14 protein-coding genes are annotated in these 19,707 nt (G+C 39.8%); 7 read left to right on the top strand and 7 right to left on the bottom strand.

Annotation, left to right across the window (positions count from 1 at the left end; genetic code table 11):
- Positions 1-87 precede the first annotated feature (87 nt).
- Genes WA1_RS49315 through WA1_RS49300 form a run of 4 tightly spaced genes read left to right on the top strand, consistent with a single transcriptional unit; the run spans position 88 to position 1,922 of the window.
- Positions 88-546 (top strand): peptidoglycan DD-metalloendopeptidase family protein, encoded by a 459-nt coding sequence (locus WA1_RS49315; RefSeq protein WP_081403192.1) that lies wholly within the window; start codon positions 88-90, stop codon positions 544-546.
- Positions 543-737 carry a hypothetical protein gene (locus tag WA1_RS57905; RefSeq protein WP_017740926.1) on the top strand — a complete coding sequence of 65 codons (195 nt, stop codon included), beginning with the start codon at positions 543-545 and terminating at the stop codon, positions 735-737. Before WA1_RS49315 ends, WA1_RS57905 begins: the two co-directional genes overlap by 4 nt.
- Positions 721-1,314, top strand: coding sequence for a GIY-YIG nuclease family protein (locus tag WA1_RS49305; protein WP_017740925.1), 594 nt, complete (start codon positions 721-723; stop codon positions 1,312-1,314). Before WA1_RS57905 ends, WA1_RS49305 begins: the two co-directional genes overlap by 17 nt.
- A complete protein-coding gene (locus tag WA1_RS49300) occupies positions 1,311-1,922 on the top strand; it encodes a glycoside hydrolase family 24 protein (RefSeq protein WP_017740924.1) in 612 nt (203 codons plus the stop codon). Before WA1_RS49305 ends, WA1_RS49300 begins: the two co-directional genes overlap by 4 nt.
- A 128-nt stretch (positions 1,923-2,050) precedes the next feature.
- Here WA1_RS49300 and WA1_RS49295 read toward each other — a convergent pair whose 3' ends face one another.
- Both WA1_RS49295 and WA1_RS49290 read right to left on the bottom strand, forming a co-directional pair.
- Positions 2,051-2,302 (bottom strand): HEAT repeat domain-containing protein, encoded by a 252-nt coding sequence (locus WA1_RS49295; protein WP_017740923.1) that lies wholly within the window; start codon positions 2,300-2,302, stop codon positions 2,051-2,053.
- A gap of 355 nt (positions 2,303-2,657) precedes the next feature.
- On the bottom strand, positions 2,658-3,821 hold the full coding sequence (locus WA1_RS49290) for a helix-turn-helix domain-containing protein (protein ID WP_017740922.1): 1,164 nt from the start codon (positions 3,819-3,821) through the stop codon (positions 2,658-2,660).
- 265 nt (positions 3,822-4,086) lie between these two features.
- On the opposite strand from WA1_RS49290, the gene WA1_RS49285 reads away from it, so the two are divergent.
- The 3 genes from WA1_RS49285 to WA1_RS49275 are packed head-to-tail and all read left to right on the top strand — an operon-like array spanning position 4,087 to position 11,446.
- Positions 4,087-5,250, top strand: a complete 1,164-nt coding sequence (locus tag WA1_RS49285; RefSeq protein ID WP_017740921.1) for a restriction endonuclease-related protein — start codon at positions 4,087-4,089, stop codon at positions 5,248-5,250.
- Entirely contained in the window at positions 5,247-8,639 is a 3,393-nt protein-coding gene (locus tag WA1_RS49280; RefSeq protein WP_017740920.1) for a pPIWI_RE_Z domain-containing protein, read from the top strand. Before WA1_RS49285 ends, WA1_RS49280 begins: the two co-directional genes overlap by 4 nt.
- Before the next feature lie 5 nt (positions 8,640-8,644).
- Positions 8,645-11,446, top strand: a complete 2,802-nt coding sequence (locus WA1_RS49275; protein ID WP_017740919.1) for a pPIWI_RE module domain-containing protein — start codon at positions 8,645-8,647, stop codon at positions 11,444-11,446.
- A gap of 59 nt (positions 11,447-11,505) precedes the next feature.
- Here WA1_RS49275 and WA1_RS49270 read toward each other — a convergent pair whose 3' ends face one another.
- From WA1_RS49270 to WA1_RS49250, 5 genes are read right to left on the bottom strand one after another with little or no spacing between them, the layout of a single operon-like run.
- Positions 11,506-13,005, bottom strand: a complete 1,500-nt coding sequence (locus WA1_RS49270; RefSeq protein WP_066613523.1) for a tetratricopeptide repeat protein — start codon at positions 13,003-13,005, stop codon at positions 11,506-11,508.
- 6 nt (positions 13,006-13,011) lie between these two features.
- On the bottom strand, positions 13,012-14,613 hold the full coding sequence (locus tag WA1_RS49265; protein ID WP_066613521.1) for a tetratricopeptide repeat protein: 1,602 nt from the start codon (positions 14,611-14,613) through the stop codon (positions 13,012-13,014).
- 12 nt (positions 14,614-14,625) lie between these two features.
- Complete coding sequence (locus WA1_RS49260; protein WP_066613518.1) at positions 14,626-16,344, bottom strand: tetratricopeptide repeat protein; 1,719 nt, start codon at positions 16,342-16,344, stop codon at positions 14,626-14,628.
- Between the two features lie 12 nt (positions 16,345-16,356).
- Positions 16,357-17,955 (bottom strand): tetratricopeptide repeat protein, encoded by a 1,599-nt coding sequence (locus WA1_RS49255; protein ID WP_017740915.1) that lies wholly within the window; start codon positions 17,953-17,955, stop codon positions 16,357-16,359.
- A gap of 4 nt (positions 17,956-17,959) precedes the next feature.
- Positions 17,960-19,420 (bottom strand): AAA family ATPase, encoded by a 1,461-nt coding sequence (locus WA1_RS49250; protein ID WP_017740914.1) that lies wholly within the window; start codon positions 19,418-19,420, stop codon positions 17,960-17,962.
- Positions 19,421-19,707: the final 287 nt, after the last annotated feature.

The raw sequence follows: 19,707 nt of genomic DNA, 5'->3' as shown, positions 1-19,707 counted from the left end.
AGGTCGTCTATTGTTCCATCGGTTATTTCATTGGCTTCACTATGGTTGTTGTTCTTCCATATAGGGACAAACAACCTGCGGTTTTTGATGACAAAGGATTCAGCTGATTCCAATGAAAAGACAGAAGAAAATTCAGAAGTAAGGTTCTTTTGTCCCAGTACGGGGATAATTTCTCAAGGTTTCCGTAGACGACAACACGAAGGACTTGACATTGCAGGAGCGATCGGAACTCCAATTTATGCTGCAGTGAGTGGTGTAGTTTTACGGGCAGGTTGGGAGGACACGGGACTTGGCAATGCAGTAAACATCCAACACCCCGACGGTCGCGTCACCGTTTACGGTCACAATCAAAAAGTACTAGTTCGCACAGGGCAAAGAGTGAACCAAGGTCAGATGATTGCCAAAATGGGTTCGACTGGTAATAGTTCTGGTCCACACTTGCATTTTGAAGTTTATCAACAGAATACCGCAATAAACCCCATAGGATATTGTAAGGATTTGCCACTAACGAGTATGCCCACTAAATCAGGGAGGAAAGAAAAATGACTGCAAGAGCCATCTTTACGTGGTCTGTAGTGTTTTTTCTACTTAGTTTGTTGCTTGGTAGTTGCCAATTAAAAACACAGATTCAGCCACAAGCGGGCATGGCAACAGTGAATAAACCTGAAGGCGGCTGCCTGGTTATTAAAAGTAATGAAAGACTCATAAACTGTACAGCCAATGATTATTCACCTTGATTCGGAAACAGCAACCGCTTGGGAAAGCTGGTTGTTTCAGCTTCATAACGTGGTACAGAAAAACCCTCAAGTCGATCCGTTAGCAGAGATAGCTAAAGCTTGTGCAGAAAACCATGCTTTTCGAGAGTTCGTTATCGAATGGTATATAGAAAGGCATGGCATTCCCAAAAAGTATGCTCTTCATCCTGGCTACATTTACCTTCTGAAAGCTGAAGGCTTCCATGGAATTTTCAGTAAATGGATTGGACGCTACAAAATAGGTTTAACCACCAATCCACAGAAAAGATTGGCAGATCTTAACCGACAGCAAGCACCGTGTCCGATCGTTTTAGTACGAACTGTGCCAGTGGCTAATATGTTGGCTGCAGAACAATGGTTACACGATCGCTTTACGGTTCGGCGGCGGCATGGCGAGTGGTTTGACTTTTGGAATCATGAGTTGAGAAGCGTTCACTCCGCTTACGATCGCTTACAGCGAGAAAATAAACCCAAGTTCAGTTTGCTCAAGACACTTACCATATTGACGGCAATTGGTGTCGCTGTTGCTGTCCTCGCATTAGCGTTATTGCTGTTATGAAAAGTTTATTACCCGCTTTGGTGTCACTAGGTTCTGTGGGATTAGTCACCTTTAATTTAGTCGCTTACGGCTACCAATCTTCATTTAGGGTTTATGTTCCCGATTTTAATAATGATGATGAAAAAGTTAACCCAGGAACTGGAAACGTTAGGATAGACGCTTTTTTAGACACAATTGGGTGGGCAGAAACTGGGACAACCGGACCGCAGGGCTATCGGAAGCTTGTTTTTAATGGAGAATTCAAAAACTTCAAATCTCACCCGAATATTTTGCAGTGCGCCAATATCAAACGACGTGCTGGCGGCAGCAGGCGTGTTTGTTCAACGGCGGCTGGAAGATATCAGATGCTCAACAAAAACTGGTGGACGCTACAGTCAAAGCTCGGCTTACCCGATTTTAGCCCTGCAAGCCAAGATAAAATGGCGATCGCGCTAATTAAGCAAGAGGGTGCTCTCGAAGATGTCAAAGCTGGGCGATTTGAAATAGCTGCTTGCAAAGTTGGCAATATATGGGCAGGTTTTCCGTGCAACGAGTACGATCAACGACCACGGAGCACGCAAAAACTGAAGCAAATTTATTTAAATCAAATCAGACTTAGAAGCTCTTAACATTCCTGGTATTGAGCTATCAGGGGTCACCGTGCCAAAACGGGAAAATTGTACGCTAAGGCTGAAACCTTTTTTCCATATGAGTTTTAAGCTTTTGTTCTGAGATTGAACTTCAAGTCAATATATGCTTAATTTTTCTGTCCAATTTTTCTTAATGCTCTTTTAGCTACTTCTCGAACTTGATTATTCTCATCGAAAGTAAGCTGAGACAGAGGTTCTACTGCTCTAGCATCACCCAATTCTCCTAAAACTTTTATTGCTAATTCACGAATAGTGAAAATCTCTGGCTTAACAATTGGTTGGTGTAAAAGTTCTAGCAAAGGCTTTATGCAGCTTGAATGTTTAGCTTGAATTGTATCAAGAATTGCAACTCGGCACAAAGGCTACTGGATACGATACTCCTTTAGAGATAGCGGCTGCACAGCAAAGGCAATATCAGTTCTTGCGAAGTCAGGATAGCGATATGGAGTTGTAAGTAGAACTTAGAGGTGGAGCGATCGCAGAAGAAAAATATAAGATAAAATCTATTACTTACTCAACGGCGAGTTATATATGTTAATGGGCAGGTATACTGAATCTAAAAATTTGTATTTTTAAGCTTTAGAGATGAAAGCTAAAGTTTTAAGAACTGCTCATGCTGACTATGCTGCTTGAGTAATTTAGCTTTGCTACATAAGTCAACCGGAAGGTATACCAAAGTAAATTTTCTTATAGAATGGTGCGTCGAGTACAGGTTTAGTCATAAATATTTATGAACATATCAACCTCTTCTCCCTCTGTAAAGTAGAATCGTTCCTCCATCTCAATGTCGCTGATGCCAAGCATTTCGGCAGCACACCGCAGAGAAATTTTCTTCTGTTGTAAGGCACGGTTGACTAATTCAAGGAAGATACGAGGCAAGCGCTCTTCAAGTGGCCACGGACGTACACCGAATTCAGCTCTATGTGGACGGTAGCCTAAAGTCTTTGCAAGGTTAACTGGCTTAACTTCATTAAATACACTACTGTCTGCATTCAGCCGACGCTCCCGTTCTAAGCGGTGCTTCATGGCTGCAAAACTTACCCCAAAATAGCGTGCCAGGTGAACTATTTCTTCGGAAGTAGCCACGGTTTTAACGCATAGAAAGCGTAATCTCTCGTATAGCGCCTCTTGAGGAATCAAAAAGTAGGAAGCGAATCGCTCAGCGAACTGCTCCAAGAAACGAAAGTCTGATGCCCGACATAATATAGTTGGGCGATTGTAGTGATAGAGACCGTGAGCTAACTCATGAGCCAAAGTAAAAGGATGACGGCTATAAGCCTGATTTTCATTAAACGCCACTATGGGTCCTAGCTGTGGGTGCAAAAAGAAAAACCCACTGAGATCATCCTTGTCTGTTCCCAACGGTACAGCAAAAATTTTGTATTCTTGGGCTTCAAGAAAACACCGAAAGTTCAAAATCGGCGCTATACCCAAGTCAAAATGACGCCGTGCCTTTTGAGCATACTCAGCAACTTCGTAATCGCTCAGTTTTTCTTCTTTCAAAGCAGCAAAAGGTGGATGAGGAGAATTGGGGAAAGAGGTTTCGTTCAGAAGGTACAACTCCTCCAGTATACGTATTTTGTTGATTAAGTACGAAATTCCAGCTTTGCCCGTCGATGAAAAGTCCTTGGACATGGAACGCAATCCTGCTTCCCAATCCGCTATAAGCACCTCATGACTAAAGAAATAGCTAATGGGGACTCCGTAAAGTTTGCTTAATGCCTCTAAGAGTAACGCTTCCACTCGCCGCTTCCCTTTTTCATACTGACTGAGTGCAGCTGGCGTGATGCCAAGAGCAACAGCTGCTTCAGCCTGACTCATCCCAGTCTGTTCGCGGGCTAACCGAAGGCGCTGACCTAGGTCTTCATAGTTCAACATACCTTTCTCAAAGAAAAATTAACATTTTGTTTATTTTTGAATAGCAACTACCTAATCTTAACACAAGTTATACTGAGTAAATTACAAAACTACTGTTGAAGTTAGTTGCTATGGTTATTAAAGTTTTACAATTGCCAGAGCTTGGAAAAAGCGACTGTAAGCACGGGAGAGGCCAAATTGCTCTGTACAGCAAAAATTTACGCTTGTCAACTGTCTACAACCAAACCACTTTCTTCTTCTGTGTTGCACTTACTTAACCAGGACTATGAGTCATCTACCATCTCTAGATTTACAAAAAATACAAGCAAAAAAGATTCTCACCCGAATAGCAGTAGGGCTAGTTGAGCAACAAGAACAAATCACTAAAAGAAATGCACCTCCTATTACCAGTCCCAATGAACACATCAAATCTGGTCTTGAACAATTATCTGTCTTGTGCCTAACCAATAAAACCATGCCACCTTTGCATCACAAAGAAGTGGTAAATTGGCTTCACCAACCTGTAGAGGATTGGCCTGGAATTGGAAAATTGATGGCTGATGCTAATCTTTTTGGCTCACTTTTATTTTTAGGACAACCTACAGATTTAGCTTATGAACTAAGTGAAAGAATGCTCTCAGGTGGCAATCCAGAGATAGAAATTCAAGACATTCCCTTCAAAGATATTCTAGAATATTGTTCTAAAAATAAGTTGGATGAGCAATATGTAAAAGCTAGACTATTTCTAGTCCAAAATCCTCATTTAGAGTGGGGAACAAAAATTGTTAACAGCGATTTAGATTGGGAACCTGAAATTCGTTCCTTGTTGTGCGCCACCTACGAACGTATCCCCTTAACTTGTCGGGTTAAACGAAATGGGGTTGAACAAATAGGGTTATGTCCTAGGTGTGGATGGCCTTTAGAGTGGCAAGGTTCTTCACGCCGTCATGCCGTTTGTTACAGCGATTTGTGTTCTCGCCTTGTTAATAATATAAACACTCCCGAAAAGTGGGTACTATACCACCCAGAATCAATGAGAACAATTCGCGGTATCCAGGCTTCTGTGGTAGCTCCAGAACAGTCATTAATTCAATTAAGAGATACTCTAGTCAAATTAGGGTTAAATTGCTCCCTTTGGCCCAGTGTAGATAATTATGATTTGATGATTAAATTTCCAACAGATGAAGTTTGGGCAGTAGATATGAAAGACCAAGCAAATGCTAGAGAAATGGCTTGGTCTTTAAAACCTTTTAAACAATTTCCTGCATGGAATAAAGCTTTCTATATTTTTCCTGATTACAGATACAAAGGTAAATATAAGAAAGTATTTCAAGCTATTTGGGATGTGAGATGTCAAGAGAACTCTGCTCTCGAAGATATAAGTGTTTTATCACTTAAACAGTTTGTCAGTCAAGTGAACAAGTTGAAAATTTCGGGTAAACAAAAATGAGAGATTGGCAAGATTGGTTAAAAGGAATTAGCCAAGAAATTATCCAATTAGGAAAAGAAGAATTAATTCCTGTTACTTTTAGCAAAACAGAAAGCAAGAGATTTTTTGAAGTTGAATTAGTAATAACGCTTTACGCCGAGATTTATCAAAGTGATAGTAACAGTAATATAAAAGAAGCTTGGAGTTTATTAACAAACTTCATTCCAACCGAATTAGGAAACAATCAGAAGTTGATAGAAGCTTGCACTAGAGTACGCCATAGAGTTCCATACATTCGCACAGCAACAGCGTGGAACAAATCCCTTTTGTGGTACAGCCAACAACCTTTAAGTATTAGGCTTTTTGATGTATCTTTGGAATCGGGAACATACATTAGACAACCTGTAGTTAATTATGTTCCGCAACGTGTAGAAGCTATCACCAAAGCATTAAATCAACCAGCCGAGCATAAACCCATATCGCGAAATTGGGCTAAATCAGAAAAAGAATATTGCTTTTATATTAATTCAGAAGCAGTTTCAGTAGTCATTCCCACTAAACTACTTGAAGGAATGAAGGACTGCTTATCTAACATTAGCACCACTGTAATACCAATTTCTGAGCAACCAAGACGCCCATCTCCTTTATCTCCTTTGACAATAAGATTATGCGATTTAAAGGACTCAGCAATAAAAATTGAAGAAAAACTACCAGGACGAAAATGGTTTGAAAGAGCGGAGCAATTAAATTCATCTCTATCTTTAATCAGAAAAAGTTTACAGCCTACTGAGGAATTCACAATCAATGGGATTTTTCACTTATTAGGACCTACAGGTTCTGGCAAAAGTACTCTCATCTATTTGCTGGTACACCATTTATGTGAAAAGTATGCAGTTAACGACAAAAATTTCCGGATCTGCATTATTGTTAATACGGTGACTGATGCCATAAATATGGCAGCAGATTTCGTCAAGATGGGCTTATCGGCTGCTCCGATACTGGGAAAAGCCAGAGACTCTCATCAGTATCAATATGGAATGGCTCATGCCAACGAGTTACAACCAGAAGATTTATACCAGATCTACGACCTCGTAGAAGACGCAAAGAACGCAAAATTATTAGATAATCCTGCTCTCCGTTGGTTAACAGGAAAATGTATCCTTTCCGGACTACTGGGTGAGGGTTCCATTCCAGCAGGTCAAGAGCCTTGCCATAGTTTAGTAAGTCCAGAAGACCTCAAAAAACAAGAGAAAAATTACTCAGACAAAGTTACATATCATAGCTGCCCATTCCTTCCCATCTGTCCGGTTCACCAAGCAAACCGGGATTTAGTCAATGCCTCTGTCTGGGTAACTACCTCCGCTGCTTTTATCTACACTGCAATGCCAATAGAATTAGTAAGAACTGAAATGCGGGTACTAGAAGCTACTTATCATTATTGTTCTTTACTAATTGTGGACGAAGTGGATAGAGTACAAGTATCAATAGAAGAAAACTTTGCTCCCTCCAATGATTTAGCAGGTTCTCAAACAGCCATACTTGATTTCATCGAACATACTATAGCGGAAAAATCTTTCTATTCAGGAAGAACACAGCTTCATGACCCTCGTTATTACGAACTTAGAGGAGTTGCTAGGGAAGCCTCGCGATTATCAGATGCAATATTTGTCCGAATATTTGACAAAATGCATTTACGGAAATGGATACGAGAGAGACCTCTTTATAATTCTCTAATTTACGAGCAGTTAATTGAGCATATACGTTCATTAGCACCTGATGATTTCCCACAAGAAGAGTTAATTAAAATTTTAATTGTTTTAGAGGATGAATTTAAAAACTACTATCTAATCCGCTCTTCATTAAATAGGTTAGAAGATAGTGAAATCAACGAAAAAAAATTAGAAAATTTAGTGACTGATGTTAGAAATGATAAGGGAGACAACTTAATTAAAAAACTGCGAATTTGGCTACAAGAACATTTACCTTGGCAGCTTTCCCAATCATCGCAAACACAACAGATATTAGAAAGACTAGAATTTAGTGTGTTGCTAACGGCAATGGATAGACAGGTAAACGAACTGCTTCGTTACTGGCTCTTAGCAACAGAGGAACTAGGCAAAGGGCTTTCCTTAAGCCAAAATCCCCCGGATGAGTACATAGATTTAAATGTAGAATCACCCCTCGGTCATCTATTAGGGTATCAATTTGTAGACCAAACAGAAGAAAAAACTCCAAAGGGCTTACTAAGATATTTATCCTGCTTCGGTTTGGGGCGTTATTTGCTATTAAAATTCCCTTACTTATATGTAAATTTAACAGGAGATTATGGACCATCAACGCTAATAACCAGTGCCACCTCATGGTCGCCAGGAAGTCCCCAATTCAATATTGGGATTCAACCCCATGCAATTCTATCTCCACCCCCTGAAGCAGTGGAAGCGCTGTCTGACAGCCATTTTGAATTCATCCGAGTTCCAGAACGCACAGGAGAGGCAATACGAGTTAGCGGACGCTTTGGGATGGGACGAAAAGAGAGTCTACTGCAACTAACTCAGTATTTGGCTTTTGGCAGTGGTAGCAAAGACCGAATAACACAAGAGTTGGAGTATTGGGAATCTCTTAGTACACCAAGAGCTGTCATGTTAATTACAGGCAGTTATCCGGAGGCACAGTTAGTCGCTAGGGAGTTGCAAGAATCTAGTAGATGGAGAAATCGGGTAGATTGCCTTCAATCAGATAGAGACGAACAAATTGCGGAGTGGCTCCTCCGGCGAGGGCAAGTTGAACAATTTCCAACTAGAGGGCGTGATGTATTGGTAACACCTCTGGGAGCCATACAACGCTTATATAACATTTTGTCACCAATAACTAACAAAGCCTACTTAGGTAGTATATTTTTCTTGGTACGTCCTTACCCAGTGCCAACAGATTTTGGCAGGCAAATTAGATCCGTAAATCGTTTGGTATTCGACAATATTTTACAAGGGAGTAATGTTTTACCGTCTAGCTTAGGAGGAACGGCAGCAGAAGCGATCGCTAAATTGCGAAGCCTATCCTACAAAAATTGGCACCGACGACTCAGAGCTTCGCATCATGGATCGGCTTCTATGGACGTTGATCTTTGGCATGAACTTCTTTGGGATCAAGCTGTTTCTGTAGTACAAGTCTTGGGCAGAGCTACCAGAGGAAATGTTCCTACAAGAGTATTCTTTTGTGACTCAGCATTTTATCCACAAGGTGCAGAACGTAGCCTTTTGAAAGGATGGGTAGAAATTTTTGGAGAGTACATTTCTCCTAATAGCAATAAACCCCAAGTAGAACAACAATTAGCCAGAATTTTATATGGTTCAATTTACGCTCGTCTAAAAGCTCTGGTAGAACATTTAGAACATAATAACAAAAGCAGGTAAATAAAATGACTCAAGTACAAAAACAATTACCTCCCATTGACAGGCTACAGACTTTGGCTTGGTTATTCGACGAGAATTTTGACCCTTCTGTTATGGGGGAAGTTTGTGGATTAAGGCTGCCAGTGACTTGGATAGATATTATAAAAGGTTTAGCAAGTGTAGACCATACTCCTCCCATACTCAGTCTTTACGCAGTTTTGAGAGGTTGTGCCTCTGATATCATTTACCTTTTTCCTAACTCCTTTTCTCGCATTCCAGAAGAGAGACCAGAGTATTGGGTAATTGTTCATACTTATAGTGATTTAATCGATTTAAACCAATTTTGGGAAATTATAAAAAATTGGTTGTTATTCAATTATGACCATAAAGTTGTAAAATCTGTCTTGGCTGAGATGGAGTCAGGCCGTGCCGAATTAAGTTGGGAACACATAGATTTAAAAAAAGCTCCCTTTAATGTTATGCAAGTTGTATTGCCTGAACTAATAGCACGTTGGCTAACAAGAAAGGGATTTCAGTTAGGTTTAAGTAATGCTAATGGTCATGAGGAATACTGGCCTCTAGTAGTGTCTCCCTCTACTAGGGAAGAAGCTTACCTAGTAACCTGGCCTCCTATTGAATACTCATTCCCCAATAAACCTGAACAAGTAGCTAGATATTCATATTACTTAAAGTTTTATATTGCTCCTCCTAACGGTAAAACTCCCTACTTGTTACTATTTCAAGCAGGCATTAGACGTTATATTTCTAAACCCATGATTGCTTGGGATAATCCAGAAAACAAAGCACTTCCAGGTGCAAGACAAAAAATTTACTTACCAAAAGGAGAAGATAGCAGTGTTTATGTTGCAATGGAAAATCTGGGATGGCTCAAGCCAAATTCTGACCCAACTTTGAAACGAGAAACTACTCTCATAAACCTTAAGTTAATACGATACGACACGGTTACTTGGAAAGGGAGAATGGACAAAATTTTGGCGATGATAGCTCCTCATATTGATATCCCAGAACCAATGCAATTCTTAAGTGACCCCGAAAAATACGCACCACAATATTTGCTATCACACAGAACACGGCTAGGTTCTCACCCAGTAGGAGTAGGGCTGGAACCAGCCGATAGATTCGAGTTATTTGAAAGATTAACAACAGCTTTACCACCAGGAGTAGTGGCAGCACCAATTATCAACAAGATAGATTTTAGTGCTAGCAGAAAACGGCAACTTCCTAAACCTAAAATAACATCCAATCAACCAACTATTACTAGCGAGCAAGTTTACCGTATTAAAATTTCATCTAATTCAGCAGATTTTCTGTTAGAGGTGTTGAGAGAATTTTTAGAAAGTAAACAAGTACAAGGTACTATTCAAGAAATAGACAATGAAACTTGCAAATTTACCAACTATTTAGGAGAAAGCTATTTATTAAAGATAGATAAAACTCCCTTGCCTAATGAATTGCTGTCTCCTTTATCTTTAGGTGGTTCTTATTCTAGTAAAGCCCAAGCAGCTGCTAGCAAAAACAGAGCTAGGCTAATAGAACGCCAACTGGCGATGCAGCCCAAACCTAGTAACGAAAAACGAGGTATTATTATTGAGTTAGTTAATTACCGCAACTTTGAGAAACGGAAAAGGTTAACTGACCCAAAAGCAGCAATTCGTTGGGGACACGCTTATGCAAATTGGGTAAGCCAATTTTTACAGCCAGAAAGGGAATATATTAATCCAGAAGACTTTGCTCCCATAGACCCTAACGATGAAAAACAAGTTAAAACTTATCAAAGTAAGAAAAACCAGTTAAATTCTCAAAATAAAGCTTACAAAGCAAGGTGTTTAAATGCAATTTTAGATTTAATGCGTCAGTTAAATTTTCCTTTAGGCATACCCTTTTATACAGGATTTTATAACACATCACTACCACAAAATCTTGATATAGTTAGCATCCGGATAATCCGTCTTAATGCCCGAAACAGAGGAGAAACCAAGGTAGTTATCCCTTTACTTATCAAAATCCCTTCAGAAAATAATTCATCTCAAATGCAAGTATGTTTACCGGGGGATTATGGACCGACTTGGATACCATATGATGAAAGTCTATTCACGGTAGCTATGTTTGAGCAGAAGTATAATTCAAACTACACCTCAGAGCAGATAAAAAACTTTGTGGAGCGGGCTTTTGCGGATTTAGAAATAAAAAATCCAACTCTACTATTATTAGACGATCAAAATCTCCGTCAAGACTTTCCTTCACTTTTAACACTTGTGTCAGGAGACGAGGCAAAAGACCCAAATAATCTTTGGCATCAAAACAAACTTCTTCCTTGCAAAAATCCCCAGCTTCTGCGTGTAGCTAGACTACGATATTCCAGTGATGGTTTGGTAGCTCATGTTTGTCCTATATCTGGGTTTAATAGGTACAGTGGTATCTATCATAACCCGGAATTTTGCTCTGCTTTTTACTCAATTGGTCGCTCCCCTCAATCTGCAAAAAGACCCGCAAATTCAAGGCAACGTGACAGAGTATTAAAGCCTGGATGGAACCAATCTGCACTGGAAATCTCTTGGTTATCTCTGCAATCAGAAGATAAACCAGAAGAATGGACATTAGTAGTACATAGACTGCGAGAAGCTTCTCCATTTATCGATGCAGAAATAGTCACTTTACTACCACAGCCAGCTCATTCAAGTCAACAAATTTCTGAATATGTATCAAGGCTAAATGTGGAGGAAGACTTCGATGATTTTGAGGATGATTTTTTAGATGAATCTTTAATTGAGCAAGCTCCAGAATACATTCAATTGAGCTTATTTTAGTAACATCATATCTGGGTGCGATGGCGCGTATCGCCCGCCGAAGGCGGGCGCATCTTTTGTTACTCGCTTGGCAGATGATTGCCTGATTGCTGATGCAAATGAGCCAAACTTTTGAGTGCTTCAGCCTCAGTAGAAAGATGACCAATTTTTTTCCCAATCTCCAGCGCTGTCTGCAAAGATTTCAGCGCCTCTGGATACTGGTTAAGCGCTGTAAGTGTGTTTCCTAGTTTACACAGCGCATACCCTTCACCTTTACTATCATGAATTTCCTGTGCAATAACTAAACACTGCTGATAGTACTCCAGCGCTTGGTGATACTCCTTTAAGGAATAGTAGGCATCGCCCAAATTACCTAACGACGTGCCGATAGGAGCACGATTACCAATTTCCCGTGCGATCTCTAAACATTGCTGGTGGTACTCAATCGCTTGGCGATAATTTCCTAGTAAGTAGTAAGCATTGCCCAGATTGTTCAGAGCCTTCTGAGTACCTGCGCGATTACCGATTTCGCGTGCTATTGTCAAATGCTGCTGATAATACTCTCTCGCACGGGAGTAATCTGCCAACAAATAATAGGCATTTCCTAAATTGTTCAATGCCCGTCCCACACCTGCGCGATCGCCATTCTCCCGTGCAATACTTAAATCCTCGTTAAGGTAATCAATCGCACGGGCATTGTCTCCGAGAGCATTATAGGCATTGCCCAGACCACCGAGCGCTTTCCCCATACTTTCACAATTACCAATTTGCTTTGCAACTTCCAAACTTTGCTGATAATGCTCAATTGCTTGACGATAATCTTTAAGGGAATAATAGGCATTACCCAGATTGCCCAAAACCTGCCCAACACGTTCATGTTCACCATTCTCCCGTGCAATTTCTAAATGCTGTTCGTAGTACTCTACAGCTTGACGATACGCGCCTAAATAAAAGCAGACGTTGCCCAGATTGCTTAAGGCTGTCCCAATACCTTTGCGATCGTCAATCTCCCGTGCAATTTCTAAATGTTGCTGATGGTATTTAACGGCATGAGCATAGTCCCCAAGTGAATTACAAGCGTTACCTAAACCACTTAATGCTTTCGCCATCTCAGTGCGATCGCCAACCTCATATGCAATTTCCAAATGTTGCTGGTGATACTTAATAGCTTGATGATAATCCGCTAGCGCATGGTAGCTGATACCCAGATTGTTATAGCAGAAACACTCCCCTCTAGAATTTAATTTGCCTAAAAGCCTGCTATAAATTTCAATGCGTTCTTGATTGTAGCCCCAAATTCGCATTAGTATTTGCAACTGGTAATTAGTAGGGGTATCGAGGCGAATATCAAGTATTGCAATGGCTCTTAACCAGTCTTCCACTTCACAAAGTTGGTAAAATGCTTCCAAATAACCGCGCACCTTCTCTAAATTTGTCGCATCTAAGGGAGGTTCATCATTATCCATAAGGTAATTTTCAACCGCTATATAATGGTCAAGTTGCTCAAGCGGAACGTCATCTAAATTGATATTCCAATTCAAAAAAATTAATTTTCCTGTTTCTTTGAAGTTGCTTGCCATTTTGACTCAGTTTTGTATTGTTTGATTCAATAATTTTTCTTTCAAATTTTGACAATCTTTGGCTAGGGTAATACCTAATTTATTAGCAATGGCTAAAGCCTGACTACAATACTCGAAACTTGTTTCACGTCTGTCTACCTCTTGATAAAGTCTTGCCAAGTTATAAAGAACATAAGCTTCCGTAGAATGACTGCCAATTTGTTTACAAACATCTAGTGCTGCCTGTAAATTCTCTAAAGCTTCTAAAAAGTTATTAAGTTCTATAAAAGTAGCACCTAAGAGGTACAGAGAGATTCCTTGACTGTGACGGTTACCTATTTTTTGTGAAATAGTTAAACTTTGCTTGTAGCAATCGATTGCTTTCACATATTTTTCCATAGAATAGTAAACATTTCCTAGATTTCTCCAGAGTATCTCCTGTCCTAAAGACTCTTGCGTAACCTTAGCTATGGACAAACTATTTTCAAAATACTCAATTGCTTTAGCATAATTTTTGAGTGAGTAGTAAACTTCTCCTATGCTGCCTAGAAAATGCCCTTCCAAGCGTTGGTCATGGATTTTTCTTGCAAGGGCTAAATTCTGTTGATGAAACTCGATTGCTTTCTCATAGTTTCCTTTACTATTATAGACAAATGCTAGCACTCCTAAAGCACGTGATTCCTCTCGACGATCTTTAATTTCTCGAACAATTAACAAGCTTTCTTCTAGATATTTAATTGCTAGACAGTATTCTCCCAGAGCACTGTAAAAAATTCCTATACTTCTTAAAGATTGGATTTCTAATTTTATTTCTTGATGTTCTCTAGCAAGTAGCAAACTTTGTTCTAAATATTCGAGTGCTTTTTCATAATCAATTGAGATATAAGCATTGCCTAAACTTTGCAAAGATAAAATTTCACCTGTGCTGTATTTAATATTTCTTGCAATCTTTAAGCTGTGCTTATAGTAATTAATAGCTATTCTGCTATCTTGCATTATACTGAAAACAGTTCCTAGGTTCCATAATGTATTTTGTTCACCTAATTTATCATTACTTTTCCATGCTAACGCTAAGCGTTGCTGGTAAAATTCAATTGCTTTTTTATATTCTCCAATAATCAGAGCAATATTCCCTATGCTACCAAGTGCTAACTCCTCTATCATTGGGTTGGCTATTTCTCGTGCAATTGCTAAACTTTGCGAATGATAATTTATAGCTTTATTACTATCTCCGATGAAAAAATAAATTTCGCCGATACGATTTAGAATAATAGCGTTTAAATTAGGATTTAACTTACCTACAAGACGGTTATATATGCTCAAACGTTCGCTATAGTAACTCCAAGTTTCTAGTTGCTGGTGGAGTTCTTCATTGGTAGAAGTATTGAGGCGAAGAAATGTGATTTCGCTAGCTTTTTCCCAATCTTCCGCTTCACAAAGATGGTGAAACGCTTCCAAGTAGCCATGCACTTGCTCAATTGGGAGAGCCTTTGGCAGTATTTCATCTTCTTCCGTGAGAAAGTTTTCTACTGCTATGTAATGGTCAAGTTTATCCATTGGAATTTCATCTAAATTGATGTTCCATTCTGCACAAAGCAATTTCCCAGGATCTTGTAAATTAATCGCCATCTTAATTCAAACCTATACTTTATAACTGAAGAATTTTTCTTTTAACTCTTGGTATTCATGCAAATCTGGTAAATTTAACTCTGTAGCAATTTTCAAAGCTTTATCGCAAGACTCCTTAGCCATATTTTGATGACCTAATTTCTGGTAAACTTCTACCAAGTTATAAAGAATGATGGCTTCAGTAGGGCGCTCACCAGTTTCCCTAACAATATTTAGAGCAGTTTGTAAATATTCCAAAGCTTCTGTATACTGACCAATTTGGACTATGGTAATGCCCAAATTACATAACGTCCTCCCTTCTTCCTCGCGATTCCCAATGTGTCTAGCAATTTCTAAACTCTGATGATATGCCTGAACTGCTTTATCAACCTCTCCTAGAGCATCATAAATATTACCTAAGTTAAGTAATGCCGTTCCTTCTCCTCGACAATCACTAATTCGCCGAGTAATTTCTAAATGTTGTTGAGTATATTCAAGGGCTTTTAAGTACTCCCCCATAAAGTAGTAAGTATTACTAATATTTCCTATGCCGTTTGCTTCTCCTTGAGTACTACCAATTTCTCTTGAAATATCTAAATGTTGCTGATGGTATTCGATAGCCTGAGAATAATTACATTGAGAGTAGCAAACAAGACCTAAATTTCCAAAAGCATTCCCTTCGCCTTCACGATCTCCGATTTCTCTCGCTATCTCTAAAGCTTGTTGATGATATTTAATAGATTGGAAATAGTTACCAAGCGAATAATGAGCAAGACCTAAATTCGCCAGTGCATTCCCCTCTTGCCAGCGATTTTTGATTTCTCTTGAAATATCTAAATGTTGTTGATGATACTTAATGGCTTGAGTATGGTTACCTAGATTATCGTAAACGTTGCCTAAATTTCCTAGCGCAATTCCTTCTGCTTCGCGATCGCTAATCTTCTGGGCAATCTCCAAATACTGTTGGTGACATTTAATAGCTTCAGTATAATTACTCAAATGGCGGTAAGCGCACCCTAGACCCCCTAACGCTCTTCCTTCCGCTTTAAGATCCCCAATTTCTTGCGCTATGGTTAATGATTGATTGTGGTATTCAATTGCTTGGGCATAGTTACCTATAGAATCGTAAGCATTACCCAAATTTCCAAGAGCATTCCCTTGCCCTGGTTGGTCACCAATTTCCTGTGCAATCAGCAAAGCCTGCTGAAAGCATTCAATAGCTTGAGAATAATTATTCAAAGAATAGTAAGCATTACCTAAATTTCCTAATGTTGTCCCTTCTCCTCGTCGGTCATTGATTGCCCTTGCAAGTATTAAATCCCGATCGTAATATTGAAGGGCTTGAGGGTAATTACTTAGAGAGTCATAAGCCATACCCAAGGTATTCAAACAAGTAGAATCTGTTCTGGTATCTAATTTGCCCAAGAGCCTACTACACAGATCAATCTGCTCTTGGTAGTAACCCCAAGTTCCCAGTTGAATGTGTAATTCTTCATTAGTTGGTGTACTAAGTTGAATCCTAACAATTGCCTTAGCTTTTTCCCAATCTTCCACTTCGCTGAGATGATAAAAAGCTTGTAAGTAAAAACTTACTTCCTCTAAATTATCAGCATCAGGTGGTGCCTCATCCTCATCCGTCAGGTAATTTTCTACTGCTATATAATGGTCAAGTTGCTCAATTGGAACTTCATCTAAATTGATATTCCAACTAGCGAAAAGTACATTACCTAGTTCTTTAAAGTTAGTAACCATCTCAATTTAGCCCTATGCTTCCTCACTCAATAATTGTTTTTCCAACCCCTGACACTCTTGTGCTAGCGGTATACCTAACTTTGTAGCGATGGCTAAAGCCTGATTGCAGTACTCAAGGGCACGAGTGCGATCGCCTAATTTTTGATACAGTTCTGCCAAGTTTCTGAAAGCATAAGCTTTAGTGTATTGCTCGCCAATTTCTCCGCAAATCTCCAGTGCTTCTTGCAAATTTTCTTGGGCTTGTGAATATTGCTCAAGTTTTATGAAAGTACCTCCCAAGCAACAAAGTGCCCTTCCCTCAATGTGGGGATTACCAATCAATCGTGCAATAGTCAAACCTTGCTGACAATAATCTATTGCTTGGAGGTAATCTGTAAGCGAATGATAACATATTCCCAAACATAACAATGAGTTTGCCTCGCCGTAGCGATCGCCAATTTCCCGTGAGATATTTAAACTCTGTTGCTGATACTTAACCGCTTTAGCATAACTTTCTAGACAGTAGTAAGCATTTCCCAAATTCCCTAGCGAAATTCCTTCCCCAGCGCGATCGCCAATTTCCCGTGCGATTGCTAACCGTTGCAACTGATACTCAATCGCTCGCTCGTAGTAGCCCTGTTCTCTACAAGCACTGCCCATATTACCTAAGGTATTAGCTTCTAATACCCGATCACCAATTTCGCGTGCGATGGCTAAGGATTGATGGTAATACTCAATTGCTCGCTCGTAATAACCCAAGTGCTTGTAAGCAATACCTATATTACCTAGGGTTTTCCCTTCTGCTTTGCGTTCACCAATCTTCCGTGCAATAGCTAAGGATTGATGGTAATACTCAATCGCTTGGTGATAGTCTCCTAAAGACTTATAGACAATTCCCAGACCACCAAGTGCCCTACCTTGCCCAGAGTGGTCGTCAATCTCCCGTGTAATCGATAACCACTGCTGATAATAATCAATAGCTTGGTGGTAGTTTCCTTTTGAATAGTAGATATTGCCCAGATTCCCCATTACACTTGCTTCGCCAACACGATCGGCATTGGCTCTTGAAAGAATTAAGCGCTGCTGCTGATAGTCAATCGCTTGGTGATAGTCTCCCAGCAACCTGTAAACAACCCCCAGATTGCCTATTGCTATCCCTTCCCTATTGCGATCGCCTATTTTTTGTGCAATGGCTAAACCTTGTTGATAATACTTAATTGCTTGGCGATACAGTGCTAAAGCCGAGTAAGACCTACCTAGACTTATTGAAAAAACGACTTCCTGATTGAGACTTAATTTGCCCAACATTTTATTGTACAAACCAATCAGTTCGCTATCATAGCCCCAAGTTTGTAGTTGACAGTGTAATTCTTCCTTGCTTGGAGTATCAAGACGAGTAAAAAGGACTTTACTGCCTCTTTCCCAATCTTCTACCTCGCAGAGGTGATGAAACGCTTCTAGGTAGCCACGCACTTGTTTAATTGGGGGAGCATCTTGCAGTGGCTCATCTTTTTCTGTGAGGAAGTTTTCTACTGCTATGTAATGGTCAAGTTGCTCAATTGGAACTTCTTCTAAATTGATATTCCAACTAGCAAAAAGTAAAATTCCTGCTTCTTTAAAATTATTAGCCATACGACTAAGTATCAGTTTTTAAACTTTTTAGCAATAGATTACGGTGTTCTATTGCCAAACTACGAATTAAATTGTGCTGCCCAAGAACACGCTTCTTATTATGATTCAATGATTCTTCAACCAAGAAACGGTTACCCAGTTCCTCTAAAGCTCTATCTTGTCTGTTTTTAGCACAATCTTGTTTTTCTAAACGTTTTAGCCAGTAAACTAAATGCTTCAGCCAAAACTCTTCCTTTTCAGGAGCGCGATAAACTGAAGCAGCGCACAGTAAGATATAAGCGTCCTTGACATCTCTTGCCAATCTTTGAAATGCTATTTGCAAACGTTGTTTATTAACTTTTTCTCGAACTTGACGGGTAAGTTTATGTAGCTCCCATTCATCTTTATCTCCCAAAGTTTTTCCTTGCTCTGCTTCTGCTAAAGCTTTTTCCACATCTTCTATCTTTTGACGTGTATTTTCACGTTCATCATTCCAATATGCCTGCACATCCCCATTAAAAGGCTCACTCCAAATTTCCCCGATAATTACCCGCAAAACTAGAGGATGACCTTTATAGGCTCTACCAATTCGTATCAGCAGAGGTTGATTTAGTGAATCATCGCTGACATCTAATCCCGTTGTCTTAAACAATGCCGCCTGCTCGGATTCAGTTAATCCATATAAAACTACTTGATGCCAGAAATTTCTCCAACGGTCGTTTACCAACTTGACTGGGCGATCCTGGGACGTGATGATTAATCGGCTTTGACACGATTCTACTGACAATAAGCTGAGAAAGAACTTTTCCCACCACTCATCAGCAAAATCACCCCAGCCTTCTTCCTTATTTTCTGTCAGCAGTCTTTCTAGAGAATCAATTAGCACTAACACCTGATGTTGCCGCAGGTATGCCACCAACCTTTGCAACAATAGTTCTGGCTTATGTTCCTCTGGTAAAATTCGCTCTCCCCATTCCTCTAGCCATTGCTTAGCGACACTGGCAAATTCTGTGCTTTTTTCCTGGTAGTCAAAATTAGCTCGCTTGAACCTATTCTTCCAGTTCTCCCCGAACCAGTCTTGCATTTCTACTGCCAATTTTTCTGCCAAGGCAGTTTTACCAATGCCCGTCAGTCCCAGGATTAGCAAAAGACGACACGAACCACGAAGCTTTGTACTTAGTTCGTTAACTAGCTGCTCTCGACCTACCCAAGCATCATCATAGGAAAAAAAGTCTGGTCGAGAATCTGCTTGGAGCATTGGAGTATCATCGACAATGACTTCCCAGTTATTTATCCCGACAGCTTTACAAATAGCAACAAATACATCTCTATCAATTGGTATCCTTCGCCTAAACCGCTTTAGGGTTGCAACTGAAGTATTGGCAGCATCATACCAAGCAGGAGCTGTTGCGTTCCATCCTTTCTTTCGTCTTGCTTTATCAACAATTTCTAAACCTTGTTTCGATGCTTTGAGAGTAACCGCCATAGGGTGCTTCTCGCTTGTGTAGACATTCCTAAATAACTACTAATCCAAGTTTTAGCTTTTCGGAATTCTGTACCAGCCGATTTATGAAAATGAGACGCTTCTCCTACATATACTTTACAGGAGTAATTTTGAGGTTCAATCTTGGCTCATTTTTGATAGCAGTGGCAAGGATGAGCCGAAACTGCGGATTTTTCGCCCGTTTGGGTTAGGCATTCTAAAAGTATGGAAAGCAAAGTTGGCGCTAACAAGCTTCTCCTTATACCAAAGCAAAATTTTTTACGGGAGAA

Origin of the sequence: Scytonema hofmannii PCC 7110, assembly GCF_000346485.2 — a bacterium.
GTDB lineage: Bacteria > Cyanobacteriota > Cyanobacteriia > Cyanobacteriales > Nostocaceae > Scytonema > Scytonema hofmannii.
This window is presented reverse-complemented; position numbering and strand designations above follow the sequence as displayed.